Source organism: Microbulbifer sp. TB1203 (genome assembly GCF_030997045.1).
Classification (GTDB): domain Bacteria; phylum Pseudomonadota; class Gammaproteobacteria; order Pseudomonadales; family Cellvibrionaceae; genus Microbulbifer.
In genome coordinates, this window is record NZ_CP116899.1 from 5,262,995 (window position 1) to 5,281,120 (window position 18,126).

Below are 18,126 nucleotides of genomic sequence, written 5' to 3' on the forward strand. Positions count from 1 at the left end.
GACACCGGCCGGCGTATTCTGGCATTTTTCAAGTTAACTTTTCCATTCCGTTCCCTGATTTTTTTTGGAACTCCTCGGAACATATCGGGTTTATTGCTATGGAAAAAATCGCATTTGTTATGCAGCTGAAAGCTGGCTGCGAAGCTGAGTATGAAAAACGGCACGATGATATATGGCCGGAACTGGTTGAAGAGCTGAAGGTGGCCGGTATCGAGGACTATTCCATATACCTTCATCCGGAGACTCTGCAGTTGTTCGCCGTGCTTAAGCGCAGGGAAAACCACACTATGGATGAGCTGCCGCAAAAAGCGATTATGCAAAAGTGGTGGAGCCATATGGCCGATCTCATGGAGACCGAACCGGACAATAGCCCGAAGATAATTCAACTACAGCGGGTCTTTCATTTGGACTAGCAGATTGCCAAAAAATTACCTGGATGCCCTCAAAGCTATAGAGCCGGGTTGGTAAAGTCGCGGTTTCCGGGCAGCGCTTCCAGGCCTGCTTTTTCGAAAACTGCCAGGAGCAGGTGCTGGCGGATTTTGTGCGCGGCGTGCTGGATTCCTGATCTCAACGCAGGCGCACCCAACCCTCCTGCAGTTCCGGAGGAAATGCAACTTAAGGTGAGAGAAAATAATGAATAGAAAAACGTCAAGCGAAATGTCTTCCTCTCGGGGCAAAACCCGTTGGCAGCCTCTGCTGCCGGCACTCCTGCTGTTGTTCTCCGGTCTCGCCCGGGCGGACTTCGGCCTGAGCGAAAGCGCTGATTTCTATACGGTGGATACCGGCGCCGGCCTGGTCTTCAAAGTTCGCAGGCATGACCCCGGGGTTAACACCTGGTCCCCTGGTGATATCTCCTCGCTGGTATACGAGGGCGTCGAATACCAGAACTGGGTGCGCGGCTCCCAGATCAACTCGGGCTTCGACTGGCTCTATCGCGGAGTCTCCGCAGTCGATGTGAGCGCTGAAACCGTCGGCGACGACACTATCAAGGTCACCGTCGAGGCCGGTGACCTCACCCACTACTATATGGCCCGCCGCGGCTACCCGCATATTTATATGGCAACCCATTTCACCTCGGAGCCGAATATCCACGGCCTGGTGCGCTATATCATGCGCCTGAGTTCGGCGCTGCTGCCGAATGGCCCTGAGCCCTCTGATCTGCGCGGTACGGTTTCCACGGTGGAGGCTCGGGATATCTTTGCTCTGCCCAATGGCGAAACCCGCTCCAAGCACTACTCCAACCACCGCCTGAAAGACTGGATCCATATAGGCGCCACCGGAAGCGGTGTCGGCATGTGGATTATTCGCGACGATCATGAGGGCGGTTCCGGCGGTCCCTTTTACCGCAGTCTGCTCAACCAGACCACGAACAACGATCAGGAGTTGACCTATATCGTCAATTACGGCCAGGCCCAGACCGAGGCTTTCAGGCCCGGTATCCTGAACAGCTATACCTTCGTGGTGACCGGGGGCGAGGCGCCCAGCGGCCGGCCCAAAACCCAGTGGTTTGCCGACATGGGGCTGAAGGGGTACGCCCCGCGCTCCGAGCGTGGCCGGATTGCCGGGGTCGGAATCGAAGGTATGAATCCGGACTACGAATATACGGTTGGCTTTGCCAATGCCTCCGCGCAGTACTGGGCCGATGTCAATCCCCTAAATGGCGGCCACTACAGCCGGAAAGACATGCGCCCGGGCACCTATACCATGACCATCTACAAGAACGAGCTGGAGGTGGGTATCCAGGAGGTGACGGTAACCGCAGGCGAAACCAATGTTCTCCCATCCATTTCCATCGAGGCCGACCCCAGCGAGGCACCCGCAATCTGGCGTATTGGAGACTGGGACGGCACACCGCTGGAATTTCTCAACGGCGACAAGCTGACGAAAATGCACCCCTCCGATGTGCGTATTGAGACCTGGGATCCCTCCGACTATATCGTCGGGGAAAGCGTCGCCGCCGATTTCCCCGCGTATATGTGGAAGGACATCAACAACGACCATATTGTCCGGTTCAAACTGGATAGCGAACAGATTGCTGCCGGCCACACTCTGCGCATAGGGTTGACCTGCGCCTTTGCCGGCGGCAGGCCCAATATCAAAGTCAACGACTGGACCTCCGCCTTCCAGTGGCCTTCGAGCCAACCCAGGTCCCGCTCGCTGACGACTGGCTCCTACCGCTGCAACAATACGATCTACTCCTTCGACATTCCCGCCTCCGCCTTTAAGCCGGACCCGGATGAGTGGAATACACTGACGATCACGGCGATCAGTGGCTCCGGCGCCTCGGGGTTCCTGTCCGCCGGCTACAGTGTCGACAGTCTCGATCTACTTGAATGACAAAAAGCCCCCGCCTCAAGCCGAGACGGGGGCTTTTTTATGAGGCACATCCCTGTGCCTCACCCGCTTCGCGGGCAGCCTCCAGCTGTGCAAAATTGTTCCAGACAACTTTGTTGTTTGGCCTGCGAAGCGGGCAAACCCACCCCTCCACGGTAAGGAGAAAAATAATGAATAAATACTCTGTACCCGAAGTGTCTTTTCCCTCTCAGGGTAAAACCCGTTGGCAGCTACTGCTCTCGATGCTGCTGTTGTTCTCCGGTCTCGCCCGGGCGGACTTTGGTCTGAGTTCAAGCACCGATTTCTATACGGTCGATACCGGTGCCGGCCTGGTCTTCAAGGTGCGCCGGACGGACAACGGCGTCAGCACCCAGTCTGCCGGCGATATCGCTTCGTTGGTATATGCGGGCGCGGAATACCAGAACCAGTCGCGCGGTTCCCAGGTCAACTCGGGCTTCGACTGGCTCTATTCCGGTGTCTCCGCAGTTGCGGTGAGCGCTGACACCGTCGGCAGCGACACTATCAAGATCACTGTCGAGGCCGGTGATCTCACCCACTACTATATGGCCCGCCGCGACCAGCCGCATATCTATATGGCAACCCATTTCACCTCGCAGCCAGACGTCCACGGTCAGGTGCGCTATATCATGCGCCTGAGTTCCGCCCTGCTGCCGAATGGCCCCGAGCCTTCCGACATTAGCGACACGGTTTCAACGGTGGAGTCGGGCGATATTTTTGCCCTGGCCAACGGCGAGACCCGCTCCAAGCACTACTCCAACCAGCGTCTCAAGGACTGGAGCTATATAGGCGCAACCGGAAACAACGTCGGCATGTGGATCTTTCGCGACGACCATGAGGGCGGTTCAGGCGGGCCCTTTTACCGCAGCCTCCTCAACCAGACCACGAGCACCAATCAGGAGCTGACCTATATCGTCAATTACGGCCAGGCCCAGACCGAGGATTTCAGGCCAGGCATCCTGAACAGTTACACCTTCGTGGTGACCGGAGGGGAAGCACCCGGCAGCCGGCCCGATACCGATTGGTTTGCCGATATGGGGCTGCGGGGATACGCCGCGTCCTCGGAGCGTGGTCGGGTGGCTGGGGTCGGTATCCAGGGTATGGATCCGGACTACGACTACACGGTGGGTTTCGCCAACGCTACGGCGCAGTACTGGGCCGACGCCGATCCACAAAATGGTGGCTACTACAGCAGGGGCGGCATGCGCCCGGGTACCTACACCATGACCGTCTATAAGAATGAACTGGAGGTGGACGTCCGGGAGGTAACGGTAGCCGCCGGCGGGACGACGATTCTGAATTCCTTTGGCGTGGTGGCCGACCCCAGCGAGACGCCCGCAATCTGGCGTATCGGAGATTGGGACGGCACACCGCGGGAATTTCTCAACGGCGACAAGCTGACCAGGATGCACCCTTCCGATGTGCGGATCGATACCTGGGACCCATCCAATTACATCGTGGGGGTAAGCGCCGCCGCCGGCTTCCCCGCGTATATGTGGAAGGACATCAACAACGATCATATCGTCTACTTCAAGTTGAACAGCGATCAGATCGCCACCGATCACACCCTGCGCATAGGGCTGACCTGCGCCTATGCCGGCGGCCGGCCCAATATTTCGGTCAACGGCTGGACCTCCGCCTTCCAGCCGCCATCGAGTCAACCCAGGACCCGCTCGCTGACGACCGGCAGTTACCGCTGCAACAATACGATCTATTCCTTCGACATTCCCGCCTCCGCCTGGAAGCAGAACCCGGGCGAATGGAATGCATTGACGATCACCGTGATCAGCGGCTCCGGGGCCTCGGGCTTCCTGTCCGCCGGCTACAGTGTCGACAGTCTTGATCTGCTCGAATGATGATCCCAGAAACCGCAGTTGAGCCCTCTCTGCCTTCCAGGAGACGGCATGTCGGTAGAAACGAGAGGTGAATTGAAGAAAGTGTCCTAGGGTGCCTCTGAACAAGTCCATTTCGTCGCTCCGGCGAAGGCCGGAGCCCAGAGAAATCAACCGGTTCTGAATTCCGGTCTTCGCCGGAATGACGATATTCAGAGGTTCCCTAGGTTGACGCAATAGCTATGTTGATAAAAGCCGAGGGTTTAACCCATGCGAACCATACGAATTTCGATGAATTTATTATTGATATTTTGTCTGTTCTTTAGCTTAAGTGTAATTATCCATGAACAAGCATACGCCTCATCAGGTTTTCGGCAGATGGAATATCTTGACAGAGGGCTGGTGGCCGTAAAGGTCGATACTGGTGTCTTTGTCAGCTGGCGCTTGCTGGGAACCGAGCCGGAGGATATCACATTCGATCTTTATCGCGATGGGACAAAGGTGAATTCATTACCCATCACATCAAGTACCAACTACCTTGATCCGAATGGTACGATCCAATCAAGGTATCATGTTCGTGCCGTTTTTTTGGGTAAGGAGCAAATTCAATCCAAGGCGGTTGGCGTTTGGGAAGCAAACTATCTTGATGTTCCTCTGAATCAACCCCCCGCCGGAGCCAACTCCACCTTGGAGCCTTATATCTACAATGCCAACGATGCAAGTATCGGAGATCTGGATGGAGATGGGGAATACGAAATTGTTTTGAAATGGGATCCATCCAATTCGCATGATAATGCACCTTCGCCCACAGGCAGTACAGGTGAAGTATTTATTGATGCTTACGAGTTGGACGGCACGCAGATGTGGAGGATCAGTCTTGGTAAAAACATCCGAGCTGGAGCTCACTATACCCAATTCATGGTCTATGATTTGGACGGCGATGGGAAATCGGAGATTGCCTTTAGAACGGCAGACGGCACAGTCGATGGAGCGGGAAAGGTTATTGGGGACCCCGATGCGGATTATCGTGATTCCGAGGGAATGATTCTGCAAGGATCTGAATTTCTAACCGTCTTTGAAGGAGAAACGGGAAAAGCGCTTGTGACAACTGAATTTTCACCGCCGAGAGGTAACGTATGCGACTGGGGAGATTGCTACGGAAACCGGGTCGATCGCTTTCTTGCGGCGATCGCATACTTGGACGGGGAGAGACCAAGCTTGATTATGACCCGAGGTTATTATGCCAAAACGATGCTGTCGGCATATAATTATAGAGATGGTCAATTAACCAAATTATGGACCTTTAATAGTGAAGACCCCGGCAACGAGGGTTACGGAGGTCAGGGAAACCATAACATCAGTATTGCGGATGTTGATGGCGATGGGAAAGATGAAATTACTTTCGGAGCCATGGCCATCGATGATGATGGAGCAGGGCTGTATACGACGGGTTTAGGGCATGGGGATGCCATGCATTTAGGTGATTTGGATCCTGACAGACCTGGACTGGAAGTATTCGATGTTCATGAGCATGCCGACTCTCCATATGGCGCTGAATTTCGTGATGCGAGAACGGGGGAAATTATCTGGGGTGTCTATACTGGAAAAGATACAGGTAGAGGCATGTCAGCCGATATCGATCCGAGGTATAGGGGAGAAGAGGTTTGGTCCAGCACAGGAGTCGGATTATGGACCAACAAAGGAACGAAAATCAGCAGCACGATACCTTCATCCATAAATTTTGGTATCTGGTGGGACGCTGATTTACTCCGCGAACTTGCAAATCATAACCTGATCACAAACGGTTTCGGAACAATCGATAAATGGGATTACAAAAATGAATCTACAGTCAATTTGCTCACAGCCATAGGGACCTCCTCAAACAATACGACAAAAGGGACTCCAAATTTACAAGCGGATCTATTGGGCGACTGGAGAGAGGAGATTGTTTGGAGGACAGCAGATAATTCCGCATTACGAATTTTCACGTCAACAGACGTAACCGAGCATCGTATACACACCTTAATGCACGATCCGGTATACCGGCTGGGCATTGCATGGCAGAATGTGTCCTATAATCAACCGCCGCATCCGAGCTTTTATCTGGGTGTAGGAATGGATACTCCACCGAGACCGGATATTTATACGTACAACAATTCCACAAAGGCGTATACCCCGGCCATTTACAAATTTGATTTCGGTAATGGCTCTGTAGAATCGGGTTATAGTGGTGTTAGCGCATCCGACCCATATTCTCCGTTTGTAGGTTATGGGTTCCAATCGCCTGAATTTATGAAAGATGTAGCAGCGTCCGGCACCGGTGCAGCGAGTGATGCTGTTGAGTTTTTGAAATCTTCCACCGATAGCGGCCGAAATACGTTCAATGTCGATTTGAAAAATGGACTCTACCATGTCGCAGTTACGCTAGGAGATACAGTTCGGTCCTGTGTTTCAGCCGAAGGTGTCTATCAAATCATGAATATGACTGGCAACGGGGTATCCGATTCCTTCCTCATTCCAGTGAATGACGGACAGCTGAATATCAACATTAATACAGCTCCGAACGAAGCGGAATTAACGTTATCCGCTCTCAAAATAACAAAAATTTCGAATAAACCTGCTATGCCTGCAACGATCTGGATCGGCGGAGACTCGACCGTTGCGAACTATTATCCGAAAGACAGTGATGAATTAGTCGGATGGGGCCAAGTCATGCCGCAATTCGTGGATCCGGATACCTTTATTGTTAGAAATATGGCAACCGCCGGCCAGGTGGCAAAGGGCTTCCTGGAAGACGGTCAGCTGGATGCTATCTTGGAGTACATTAAACCCGGCGACTATTTCCTGTTCGAAATGGGTATCAACGATACAAAGAGGTATTCGGAAGAAGAGTTTGTGATCTATATGAGAGCTGTCATTGAGGCGGTTAAGGCGAAGGGAGCCCAAATTGTTTTAGTGGCACCACAGGGGCGCTCCATCAGTTGGAAGACGGAGGGAGTCGATTTGGTGCACTACGCTGAAGAAGATCACTATAGGCACGCAACGATTGCATTGGCAAATGAGCAGGGCGTGGACCTTGTCGACCTTAACGTTCTTAGTTCAGCCTACTTTACTGAGGTAGGGCCGGTAGAGACCGCCACCTATTACAAGACGGGGGATTGGCTGCACTTTAACCGTAAAGGCGCCATGCTGCTCGCGGATATTGTGGTACAAGATATGAAGAGACAGGGCATGAAAGGATTTGTAGAATAAAAAGCAAATTCGGCTGCCACCAGCTGAACTAATCACCTGTTAAGCTTAGTGTTCCCCATAAGGTAGACAGTGGAATGAATTTCTGTATATTTTGTGGGGGCATTTTCAGCATGAATTGTGGAAGGACAGACGACCATGTCGTTTACTTCAATCTGAGCAGCGATCACACACCTTGCGCATAGGGCTGACCTGCGCCTTTGCCGGCGACCGGCCCCATATTACCCAACGACTGGGGCCCTGAATTATTCCAGCCGCCATCGAACCAGCCCAGGACCCGCTAACTGACGACCGGCAGCTAGCGCTGCAACAATACGATCTTTTCCTTCGACATTCCCGCCTCCGCCTGGAAGCAGAACTCGGGGGATTGGAATGCACTTACTACCGGGTCGGAAGGAAAGGATACCCCTCACTGTGTGGTTTCAGGCCACCTACCTCATCACCCAAGCCCGCCACTTGGAGATCTCCTGCAACGCCGTCTAGCGTATGAAACAGATATGCAGGTGATGCTGAACGAGACCAGCAGTGTAAGGCTATCTGGCTTCATCGAGCTGGACGAGGCTGCGCTGACCTATGTTTTAGTCCTAACTGATACGAAATGGTTATAAAAGCAATGCTGTTTATTGCTTGTAAGAATAGAGAGCTGGAGTGCTCAGATTCGATCATATTGTGACTGATCTGATTAATAAAATGACTGGATATGATTGACAATGGGTGGGTATGCTCCTAGTATTTTCTCTCCGTAATATAAATAAGATAATCGGGGTTGGTGAGATGACAATTAATCGCACTGGGGTAGGAGCCTCCACAGAAAAGCTTCCTTTCATTTTCACACCTTTATCCAAACGCATACGCATCCTGGCTCTTACCGGAATCTCTTTGAGCCTTCTGGCGGCTCCCGTGGCGTTCGCCCAGGAGGAGCCCGAGGAGGAACTCGAGAGACAGGCCGACAGCGCGGCAGTGGAAGAAGCCGCAATGGAAGAAGTCGTGGTGTCAGGCCATCGCTTCAGTCAGCGCAGCGCCATTGCGCGAAAGAAATCTGCCGGCACTATGAGCGACTCGCTGGTTGCGGAAGATATCGGTGAATTTCCCGATAAAAACGTCGGCGAGGCACTGCAGAGAATAGCTGGCATACAGTTGGCCCGGGATTTCGGTGAGGGCGCACAGGTCAGCATCCGGGGTGTAGATCCGGACTTGTCGCGGGTGGAAGTCAATGGCGTATCGGTGATGGGTATGGGAGGTAGCCGCGCGGTCGACTTCCGTGATATGGCTTCCGAGCTGGTCAAATCTCTCGATGTGATCAAGGGATCCGAGGCGCGCCATACGGAAGGGGGTATTGGCGGTACTATTAAAATCAACACGCGCAAACCCAATGAATTTGAAAGCAACTTTCTGTCTGTATCCGGTGAACAGCAGTACAACGACTTAAGCGATGCTTCGGACCCCAGGGTCAATTTGACCGGCGTAATGAAATTCAGTGAGGATTTTGCTGCACTGGTCAATGTAACCAGCTCTGAAAAGACCACTATGATCCACGCGCTGCGCAACACCGAATGGCACCGCGTAGCCGATTATGATAACTCCCCTGAAAAGACTGTTGTCGATGAGAACTACGCATCAATCACTGACATAGAAAACTGCGGCGGGCAGGCGGAATGTGAAATGCAGTGGTGGGATTATTCCCCCAGGTTGCCGAGATATGGAATATGGTCGCGCGATGAAAAGCGCCTCAGTGCAAATACCACCTTTCAGTACAATATCAGTGATGAACTCTCCGTCCACGCCGGCTACACCTACAACAAGCGTGACAAGGAGGCGACGGATCTCAACCTGCATTTGGAAACCCACTCTGCCGCACGGGTAAATGCGGATTCCGTGCGAGTGGACGAAAATCACAATGTGACTTACTTTGAGTCCCAGCTTGCCTCTGTGACCAACCGAACGCTCAATTTTGCCTGGGATCAGGAGACCAGTATCTTCGATACCGGCTTTGAATTCAGTCGCGGAGCCTGGGATATCAGTGGCCTGGCCGCCTATTCTACCTCTGAGCAGGAGATAGATTCCCGCGATACCCACATTACCGCCGATGGTATCGCCGGTGTTCAAGTTGCGCTCGACAATCGAGGTGCGCCGGAATGGGATTTCAATACCGGCTATTTTTACAATGCGGAAGATCCCACGAACACCTCGGACGTCTTCGATGTCAACAGCCCGGCCAGCTACCGCTCCAGGTCTCGCTTCAAGTATGCGCCCCATATGGATGAAGTATCTGAGTCCAACGTTAAATTGGATGTTACGTACAACTTCGATACAGCCTTTGTAAAAAGGCTTCGCAGCGGTATTCAGGCGACTTCCAATTCGACAGAAAATGCCGACTATCAACACAACATCATTCGCGATGTTGGTAGTACTTATAACGGTGTTGAATGGACAATGGACGATCAGATCGCCCTTATCAGCGGAAATACCTATAGATCTCCTAGGCTGTTTTCCGGTTATGACCTGGGCGTGAACACTATCGGAAGCTACCAGGCGGTTGATACCGACGACTTTATTGCGGCCATTCGGGAAGTCAGCGCAGACAATACCACTCGTGAAGACCTGGATGTGCGCACCGGTAATTACGATATCAGCGTGGATACCCAGGCTGTATATCTGCAATCGGATTTTGAGACGGAATTCGGCGGCATGCCATTCTGGGGCAATATCGGTGCGCGCTATGTTGTTACAAAGACCGACACTAATGGTGATGTCCGGGAGCGGATCATTGTCGATCAAGTGGACGAAGATGGCAACATACTCGTCGATCCGGTTACCGGCCAAGATCTTCCGGGAGTTGAAGATCCGGACCATCCGGATGCCTTTGTCGGCAGAAAAACCGTCAGCAGGGAGTACAGCGACTTCCTGCCGAGCATCAATATGAATCTGGAGCTCGTTCCCGGTGAATTGGTGTTGTATTTTGGTATGGCCAAGGTTATGGCGAGGCCGAGAACAGGTGACTTGAACGTTAATGCAACCTGTACGATTTACACCACCCGCCGCTCGCAAGTCGATCAGGAACCAAATGTCTGTTCAGGCGGCAATCCGGCACTTAACCCGTATCGCGCCAAACAGATGGATATTGCCCTGAACTGGTATCCGAACGATGACTCGATCGTCTCTGCCGCCTACTTTACCAAGGAGATTACCAGTTGGATCCTCGATCGAGAAACACGCGAAAACGTCGACTTCTTCAACGATGGCCGTCTCTGGGATGTCAGGCAGAAGATCAATGGCAGCGGCGTAACCACCAAGGGTGTCGAGCTGCAGGCGTCGACGGTTTTCTCCATGTTGCCATACCCCTTCAGCGGTCTGGGCGGAAGTATCAACTACACGCATATGACCGCTGAAGACGTTGGCCTGTTCAACCAGTTGACCGGTGAGGAGCTGCCTTTCCCATCCCAGTCCGAAGACAGCTATAACGTGACGACGTTTTGGGAAGGGGAGGCGGTGAGTTTCCGCCTGGCCTATAACTATCGCGATGAGTATCTGGCCGCCCCCTCTGACCGATCTGGCAACCCGGTATTCGTTGAGGATGCGGGCTACCTGGATGCCAAAATGTCTTATGCCCTGCCGAATACCAACCTTAAGTTCTTTATCGACGGAAGAAATCTGCTGAAGGAGGCTAAGGTGGCAACGGCCGGCGAGCACCGCCTGTCCGACCTGCAGTATTCTGGCCGAGAGTTCGCGCTAGGATTTTCCTATAAGATGTAACGACCCGATACCGGCAGGGATCTTGCCGGCCGAAGTATCACCGGCCGGCTTTATCGACTCCAATTGCATTTGTAATGCAGCTAAAAGCAGGCTGCGAAGTGGAATACAAGAATCGGCACGACGATATATGGCATGAATTGGAAGAAAGGGATGCCCATTTCGGCATATATATCCCTGCACGCTCGCAATCGGCATCTCTGTCTCTCACCGTCCCGGGAGATGGGTAATTTTTCCTTCCGCCTTACTTAGTAAATAGAGAGAGAACATGAAGTGCTGGCTTATTCTATTCATCGTCTGGTTGCCTTCCGCGTTCGCGGTAGAGCTGATTCAGAATACGGAATCCCGGGATTACCAGAGCCTGAATGGCGAGTGGGACGTGATTGTCGATGCGTTTGATGTGGGGGATAAAAGAAAGTTCTTCACAAACACTATCCCGAGCAGTCCTTCACAGTTGGTTGAATATAATTTTTCCAGCAGTTTGAAGCTGCAGGTTCCGGGAGACTGGAACACTCAGAATAAAGAGCTGTTCAGATATGAAGGATCTGTCTGGTATCACCGGAAATTTACTGTAGATAAGCGTAAGAACAAGAATTACGTACTTTACTTTGGGGCGGTTAACTATATTGCTAAAGTATATCTCAACGGCGAGCTCCTTGGTGAGCACGAAGGTGGGTTTACCCCATTCCAATTTAATGTCAATGACAACTTGAAAGACGGCGAAAACTCCCTGGTAGTAAAAGTTAACAATCGCAGGGAGCTGGATTATATTCCGACCATGAGTACTGACTGGTGGAACTATGGCGGTATCACACGTTCCGTCAAGCTGCTCGAACTGGAGAGTGGTTATATTTCTGACTACTCCGTAGTTTATGCTCCGGGCTCAGAGCCTGCTATCAAGGCGTACTTCAAGGCGACTGGTGACTATAGCAAAAAATCCAAAGTACAATTTCGGATTCCCGAGCTGGGTATCAACGCCACCGTTGCATTGGATAAAGATGGTAAGACAGAAGTAATCATCCCGGCTGATCCGAAACTGTGGACGCCGGAAGACCCCAAACTCTATGGAATCGAGATTGCATTCAAAGGTAGGAAGGTTGTCGATCGCATTGGCTTTCGTACCGTTGATATTGACGGTAAAGAAATCCTCTTGAATGGTGAGCCTGTATTCCTGCGTGGTATTTCCATCCACGAGGAGAGTCCCAAAGGCGCCGGCCGAGCCTGGAGTGAAGAAGATGCGCGAACCCTGCTGAGCTGGGCCAAGGAGCTCGGCTGTAACTACGTGCGTCTAGCCCACTATCCGCACAATGAAGCCATGCTGCGTATCGCCGATGAAATGGGGCTATTAGTATGGGCGGAAATTCCGGTTTACTGGGATATCCAGTTTGGTAGTGAAGAGGTTTATAAGAAGGCGGAAACCCAGTACACGGAAATGCTGACTCGGGACAAGAACCGCGCCGCTATTATTCTGTGGTCCATTGCCAACGAAACCCCGAAAGACGAAGTCCGCACTGAATTCCTGGGAAAACTGGTGGATAAGGTGCACAGCTTGGACCCGACCCGCCTGGTGACCGCTGCAATCAATACCCAGAGTACCACCGAATACGGTCGTCGTATTGATGATCCCTTCGCAGAAAAGGTGGATGTGATTGGCATCAATACCTATTGCGGATGGTATGAAGATACCCCGGAGGAATGCGCCAATTACCGCTGGGTATCCGATTACAACAAGCCCATTATCGTGAGCGAATTTGGTGCGGGTGCCCTGCAGGGATTCCACGGTGACGAACATCAGGTTTTTACCGAAGAAAATCAGGCACTTGTCTACCGCTACAATCTGGAGATGCTGGATAACATGAAGGATCTTCGCGGCGTGTCGCCATGGATTCTGAAGGACTTCCTGTCTCCCCGACGGCCGTTGGCTAACATCCAGGACTACTGGAATCGTAAAGGCCTGCTTTCCGAAAATGGTGTAAAAAAGAAAGCCTGGTATGTTATGAAAGATTGGTATGAAGAGAAGGCCAAACAGGCCGCTTCAGACTCGGAGAGTCTTTTTCAAGCAGGGAACTGATATCTCCACCGTATGGCGCTAAGTTAAGCAATAACCGTGATGCCCCGCTAACAGGGCCACCCAGGCCCTTAGCGTCATTCATACCTCCACCGATCGCCAATCTCGCCGAATAATAACGATATTTATAGAAATGAGGATGTCGAATGTCAGGCGTAGATGAGTTCGAGACGGTGCCGGTAAGGCCGGAGCAACTGGCGCCCGCGCGGCGGTTTGCCGCAAGCTATGCCGGTGAGCATGTGGCGGGAACCGAGTTTGTCATTGGCGCCATGTTTGTCGCCTGGGGCGTAAGCGCCGCCGATGTTCTGTGGGGACTGCTATGGGGGAATTTATTGGCGGTGCTCACCTGGGGGCTGATCTGTGCGCCCATCGCCACCCAGACCCGCCTTACCCTGTACGCTTACCTGAGCCGGATTGGCGGGCCGGGCATTCTCAAGCTCTATAGCGTGGTCAACGGTGCGCTATTTTGCGTGCTCGCTGGCGCCATGATTACGGTTTCCGCCTCGGCGGTGCGGATACTGTTCGATATCCCGCCGCAGGTTCACTGGTACCCATCGAGTCCCGGGTTCGTGTTGATTGCACTGGCGGTGGGTGCCGTGGTGACGTTCGTTGCCATTAAGGGTTTCCGGCAGGTGGCCCGCTTTGCCGAAGTCTGCGCGCCCTGGATGATACTGATGTTTGCGGCAGGGGCCCTGGCCCTGCTGCCAGTGTTGTATAGCAGCACGCCGGGTGCGGCCGAGGCGGGCGTGTTCGAGGGTTTTTTCCGTGTCGCCGATGCGCATATCTGGCGCGTTGGCGGCAGTGGGCTCACCGTTTGGCATGTGGCCGCCTTCGCCTGGATCTGCAATCTCGCCATGCACGGCGGCCTGTCTGATATGACCCTGTTGCGTTTCGCACGCAAGTCCGGTTACGGCTACTTTTCGGTCCTGGGTATGTTCATTGGTCACTACCTGGCCTGGGTTTTCGCCGGCATTATGGGGGCGGGCGCGGCCCTGCTGCTGCAGACCCCGATCACCCGGATCGATGCCGGGGAGGTGGCTTACCGGGCACTGGGTGCGGCTGGCATCGTGGCCGTGATCATTGCCGGCTGGACCACGTCCAACCCCACCATTTACCGGGCCGGACTGGCTTTTCAATCCCTCAACCCGCGCTGGAATCGCACCTTGGTGACCGCCATTACAGGTGCTGTAACCACCCTGGTCGCCTGTTTCCCGTTTGTGTTCAGCAAGTTGATGGATTTTGTTGGCGTTATGGGACTGGTTCTGGCACCTGTGGGCGCCGTGATCGTGGCCGAGCACTGGATGTTTCCGAAGCTGGGGCTGACCCGCTATTGGGTCAGGTACAGTCAGCTGCCCCTCAACAGGCCCGCAGTCATCGCGTGGGGTGGTGCGCTGTTGGCGGCCTGGATATTGGAGCGCCTGGGCCTTCACCTGTTTTTCCTGTTATTGCCTACCTGGCTGGTGGCCACGGTTTTGTATCTGGCATTGGCTGCGCTGATGGGGGCGCGTCGCGACTATGCCGGGCAGGCTGCGCGCTTCGAACAGGCTGAAACAGATCGGCGTGAGCGGGAGCTGCGCTATCTTCAGCAACTGGAGGCGCGGGGACCCGAGCCGGGCAGTAAGGGAGCTGCACATCTGAAGTTGCAGCTGGCGCGCGGCATCGCGTTGCTGTCGTTGGGGATTTGTGCGGTCATGGCGTTGCAGGTCTTTGTCGGCAGCTCACTGGAGGTTTTCCGGGATTGGCTGATCCTGCCTTCCGTCATCTATTTTATGGCGGCAACGGTCTGGGCGAGGGAGAGGGAAAAACTTGATTCAGCGGCCGAGCAGGATGAGCCGGCCAGCGAGGCTGCTGACCGGCAAGGCGCGCATACTTGATCTCTGGATCGGGGACGTGGCCGACTCACATCGGCCGGCTGGTTACATGCCGAAATTTTCCTTCAGCTTCTTTTCCACCAACACCTTCTTCAAGCGCGCATACTGCGGCACGCCATTCTTATACGGCGGGTAGTCCTCGCCCTGGATCAGTGGCAGCAGGTAGTCGAGCGCGGCCTGGGTGACGCCGAAGCCGTCCTCGCTGATATAGTCCCGAGGCATCATCTTTTCCCTATTGGCCACTTCGATCAGCGGGGCCTCGCCCACGGACCAGCTGTACTCCGGACCGGAATCCCGCACGATGATGGGCATCACGCCGCTCTTCCCGGCCACGGCCATTTCCACTGCGGCGCGGCCCACGGCATAGGCCTGGGCCACGTCGGTGGCGGAGGCGATATGGCGCGCGGAACGCTGCAGGTAGTCCGCCAGCGCCCAGTGGTATTTGAAGCCCAGTTCCTGCTTGATCATATTGACCAGGGTCGGCGCCACGCCGCCAAGCTGCTTGTGGCCGAAGGCGTCGGTGGTGCCGGAGTCGGCAAGGAAGGTGCCGTCGGCGTACTGGGTGCCCTCGGAGGCGACGACGACGCAGTGGCCTTTCTCCTCCACGGTCTGTTGTACCTTGGCGAGGAACTTCTCTTTGTCGAAGGCCACTTCCGGGAACAGGATGATATGGGGGGCATCGCCCTGCTGATCCTGGGCCAGGGCGCTGGCGGCGGCGATCCAGCCGGCGTGGCGGCCCATTACTTCGAAGACGAAGACCTTGGTGGACGTGGCGCACATGGAGGCCACGTCCAGCGATGCCTCCCTGGTGGAGACCGCTATGTACTTGGCCACCGAGCCGAAACCGGGGCAGTTGTCGGTCAGCGGCAGGTCGTTATCCACAGTTTTGGGAATATGGATGGCCTGGATGGGGTAGCCCATCTTCTCCGACAGCTGGGAGACCTTGAGGCAAGTGTCCGCGGAGTCACCACCACCGTTGTACAAAAAATAGCCGATATCGTGAGCCTTGAACACCTCGATCAGGCGTTCGTATTCCGCCCGGTTTTCCTCCAGGCTCTTCAGTTTGTAGCGGCAGGAGCCGAAGGCGCCGGAGGGAGTGTGGCGCAGGGCGGTGATGTTGTCCGGACTCTCCTGGCTCACGTCGATCAGCTCTTCGCGCAGTGCGCCCACAATGCCGTTCAGCCCCGCGTACACGTTGCCGATCCGGTCGTGGTGTTCGCGCGCGGCCTCGATCACACCGCAGGCGGAGGCATTGATCACGGCGGTGACGCCGCCGGATTGGGCATAAAAAGCGTTCTTCTTCGACATATCTATCCTATGGCGGGCTGGTGCTCCAAGCGATAAGTTCGATAACAGATCTTTTCGTCACAGGCCCCGGTGCGGCGTTGAAAAAAACTTGAATTAGCCCTGCTAATCCTGCGCATTTTCGCCTTACCCTGGAATCTGTGGCTGTGAGCCGTTGTCACCGAATCGCTTTAGGCTGGCAAATTCGGCGCGCAGTCTAATGGAATGACGTTGCAATTGCACCGAAAACGCGGGATTTGGCAATTACTGCGTTCAAGCGCCATGGTAAGCTTGCGCCGCAATCAGTAGGAGTAGGCATAACCGGCATGCACATCCATATTCTAGGCATCTGCGGCACTTTTATGGGCAGCCTGGCCCAGTTGGCGGTGGCCGAGGGGCACCGGGTCACCGGCAGCGACGCCAATGTCTACCCGCCCATGAGCACCCAGTTGCAGAATGCCGGAATCCAGCTCACCGAGGGCTACGATCCGGCTCAACTGGAGCCGGCGCCGGATCTGGTGATCATCGGCAACGCACTGTCCCGCGGTAATCCGGCGGTGGAGGCGGTGCTGGAGCGGGGCCTGTCTTATACCTCCGGCGCGCAGTGGCTTTGTGATCACTTTCTTGGGGGCCGCTGGGTACTGGCGGTTTCCGGCACCCACGGCAAGACGACTACCGCGAGCATGCTGGCCTGGATACTGGAGCATGCGGATATGCATCCCGGTTTCCTGATCGGCGGCGTGCCGAACAACTTCGGCGTATCCGCGCGCCTGGGGGATACTCCCTTCTTCGTGGTGGAGGCGGACGAGTACGACACCGCTTTTTTCGACAAGCGCTCCAAGTTCGTGCATTACCGTCCGCGCACCCTGATCATCAACAACCTGGAATTCGACCACGCGGACATCTTTCGCGACCTGGCGGACATCCAGCACCAGTTCCACCACCTGGTGCGCACCGTGCCGGGCAACGGCCTGATTGTGGCCGCCGCCGACAGGTCGGTGGAGGAGGTGTTGGAACAGGGCTGCTGGAGCGAATTGCAGCGTGTTACTGCCGAGGGTGGGGAGGGCGTCCACCTGGCCGACTGGTGCGCGGTGGATATTGCCCCGGATGGTGGCAGTTTTGCGGTGAACTTCCGCGGCGCCGAGGTGGCGCGGGTGGAGTGGCAGCAGACCGGGCTGCACAATGTACGCAACGGACTCTCCGCCATGGCCGCCGCGCGCCACGTGGGCGTCCCTCCCAGCCTGGCTGCGCAGGCCCTGGGGTTATTCGAGGGGGTCAAGCGCCGCATGGAGTGCCTGGGAGAGGTTGGGGAAATCCGCGTCTACGACGATTTCGCTCACCATCCCACCGCTATCGAATCCACCCTCAACGGCTTGCGCGCGAAGGTGGGGGACGAAAAGATCATCGCCCTGATCGAGCCGCGTTCCAATACCATGCGCATGGGGTGTCACCGCCAACAGTTGGCCCACGCCTGCGCCGGCGCCGACCTGGTGCTCTGGTACGAGCCGGAGGGGATGGATTGGTCCCTGGGTGAAGTGGTTCACCATTCCACCGTGCCGGCGAAGATTTTCGGCAATATCGAGGCTGGGGTAGAATCCGCGGTTAACCTGGCCGCCCCCGGCAGCCATATCGTGGTGATGAGCAACGGCGGCTTTGGCGGCATCCACCAGCGCTTGCTTGGAGCGCTGGAGCAGAAATACGGCCGGAACGCCTAACCCTT

General features: G+C 54.8%; 10 protein-coding genes and 1 pseudogene. 10 read left to right on the top strand and 1 reads right to left on the bottom strand.

Features of this window, described 5'->3' with window-relative positions; translation table 11 throughout:
- Nucleotides 1-98 precede the first annotated feature (98 nt).
- From rhaM to PP263_RS22280, 9 genes and pseudogenes are all read left to right on the top strand, one after another.
- Nucleotides 99-413 carry an L-rhamnose mutarotase gene (gene rhaM / locus PP263_RS22245; protein ID WP_308366265.1) on the top strand — a complete coding sequence of 105 codons (315 nt, stop codon included), beginning with the start codon at nt 99-101 and terminating at the stop codon, nt 411-413.
- A 92-nt stretch (nt 414-505) separates the two neighbouring features.
- Nucleotides 506-565, top strand: a pseudogene (locus PP263_RS22250) (hypothetical protein); the annotation flags it as partial.
- A 68-nt stretch (nt 566-633) separates the two neighbouring features.
- Entirely contained in the window at nt 634-2,337 is a 1,704-nt protein-coding gene (locus PP263_RS22255) for a rhamnogalacturonan lyase B N-terminal domain-containing protein (RefSeq protein WP_308366266.1), read from the top strand.
- 167 nt (nt 2,338-2,504) lie between these two features.
- Nucleotides 2,505-4,208 (top strand): rhamnogalacturonan lyase B N-terminal domain-containing protein, encoded by a 1,704-nt coding sequence (locus PP263_RS22260; protein ID WP_308366267.1) that lies wholly within the window; start codon nt 2,505-2,507, stop codon nt 4,206-4,208.
- Nucleotides 4,209-4,475: 267 nt separating this feature from the next.
- Complete coding sequence (locus PP263_RS22265) at nt 4,476-7,436, top strand: GDSL-type esterase/lipase family protein (protein WP_308366268.1); 2,961 nt, start codon at nt 4,476-4,478, stop codon at nt 7,434-7,436.
- Nucleotides 7,437-8,207: 771 nt separating this feature from the next.
- The gene (locus PP263_RS22270) at nt 8,208-11,186 is read left to right on the top strand and encodes a TonB-dependent receptor (RefSeq protein WP_308366269.1); all 2,979 of its coding nucleotides are present in this window, start codon (nt 8,208-8,210) and stop codon (nt 11,184-11,186) included.
- 74 nt (nt 11,187-11,260) lie between these two features.
- Complete coding sequence (locus PP263_RS22775; RefSeq protein ID WP_374693682.1) at nt 11,261-11,413, top strand: hypothetical protein; 153 nt, start codon at nt 11,261-11,263, stop codon at nt 11,411-11,413.
- A gap of 38 nt (nt 11,414-11,451) precedes the next feature.
- The gene (locus tag PP263_RS22275) at nt 11,452-13,254 is read left to right on the top strand and encodes a glycoside hydrolase family 2 TIM barrel-domain containing protein (RefSeq protein WP_308366270.1); all 1,803 of its coding nucleotides are present in this window, start codon (nt 11,452-11,454) and stop codon (nt 13,252-13,254) included.
- 143 nt (nt 13,255-13,397) lie between these two features.
- Entirely contained in the window at nt 13,398-15,125 is a 1,728-nt protein-coding gene (locus PP263_RS22280; RefSeq protein ID WP_308366271.1) for a hypothetical protein, read from the top strand.
- Between the two features lie 42 nt (nt 15,126-15,167).
- Here PP263_RS22280 and PP263_RS22285 read toward each other — a convergent pair whose 3' ends face one another.
- Complete coding sequence (locus tag PP263_RS22285; RefSeq protein WP_308366272.1) at nt 15,168-16,430, bottom strand: 6-phosphofructokinase; 1,263 nt, start codon at nt 16,428-16,430, stop codon at nt 15,168-15,170.
- Between the two features lie 302 nt (nt 16,431-16,732).
- On the opposite strand from PP263_RS22285, the gene mpl reads away from it, so the two are divergent.
- Nucleotides 16,733-18,121, top strand: a complete 1,389-nt coding sequence (mpl, locus tag PP263_RS22290) for a UDP-N-acetylmuramate:L-alanyl-gamma-D-glutamyl-meso-diaminopimelate ligase (protein WP_308366273.1) — start codon at nt 16,733-16,735, stop codon at nt 18,119-18,121.
- The last annotated feature ends 5 nt before the right edge of the window (nt 18,122-18,126 follow it).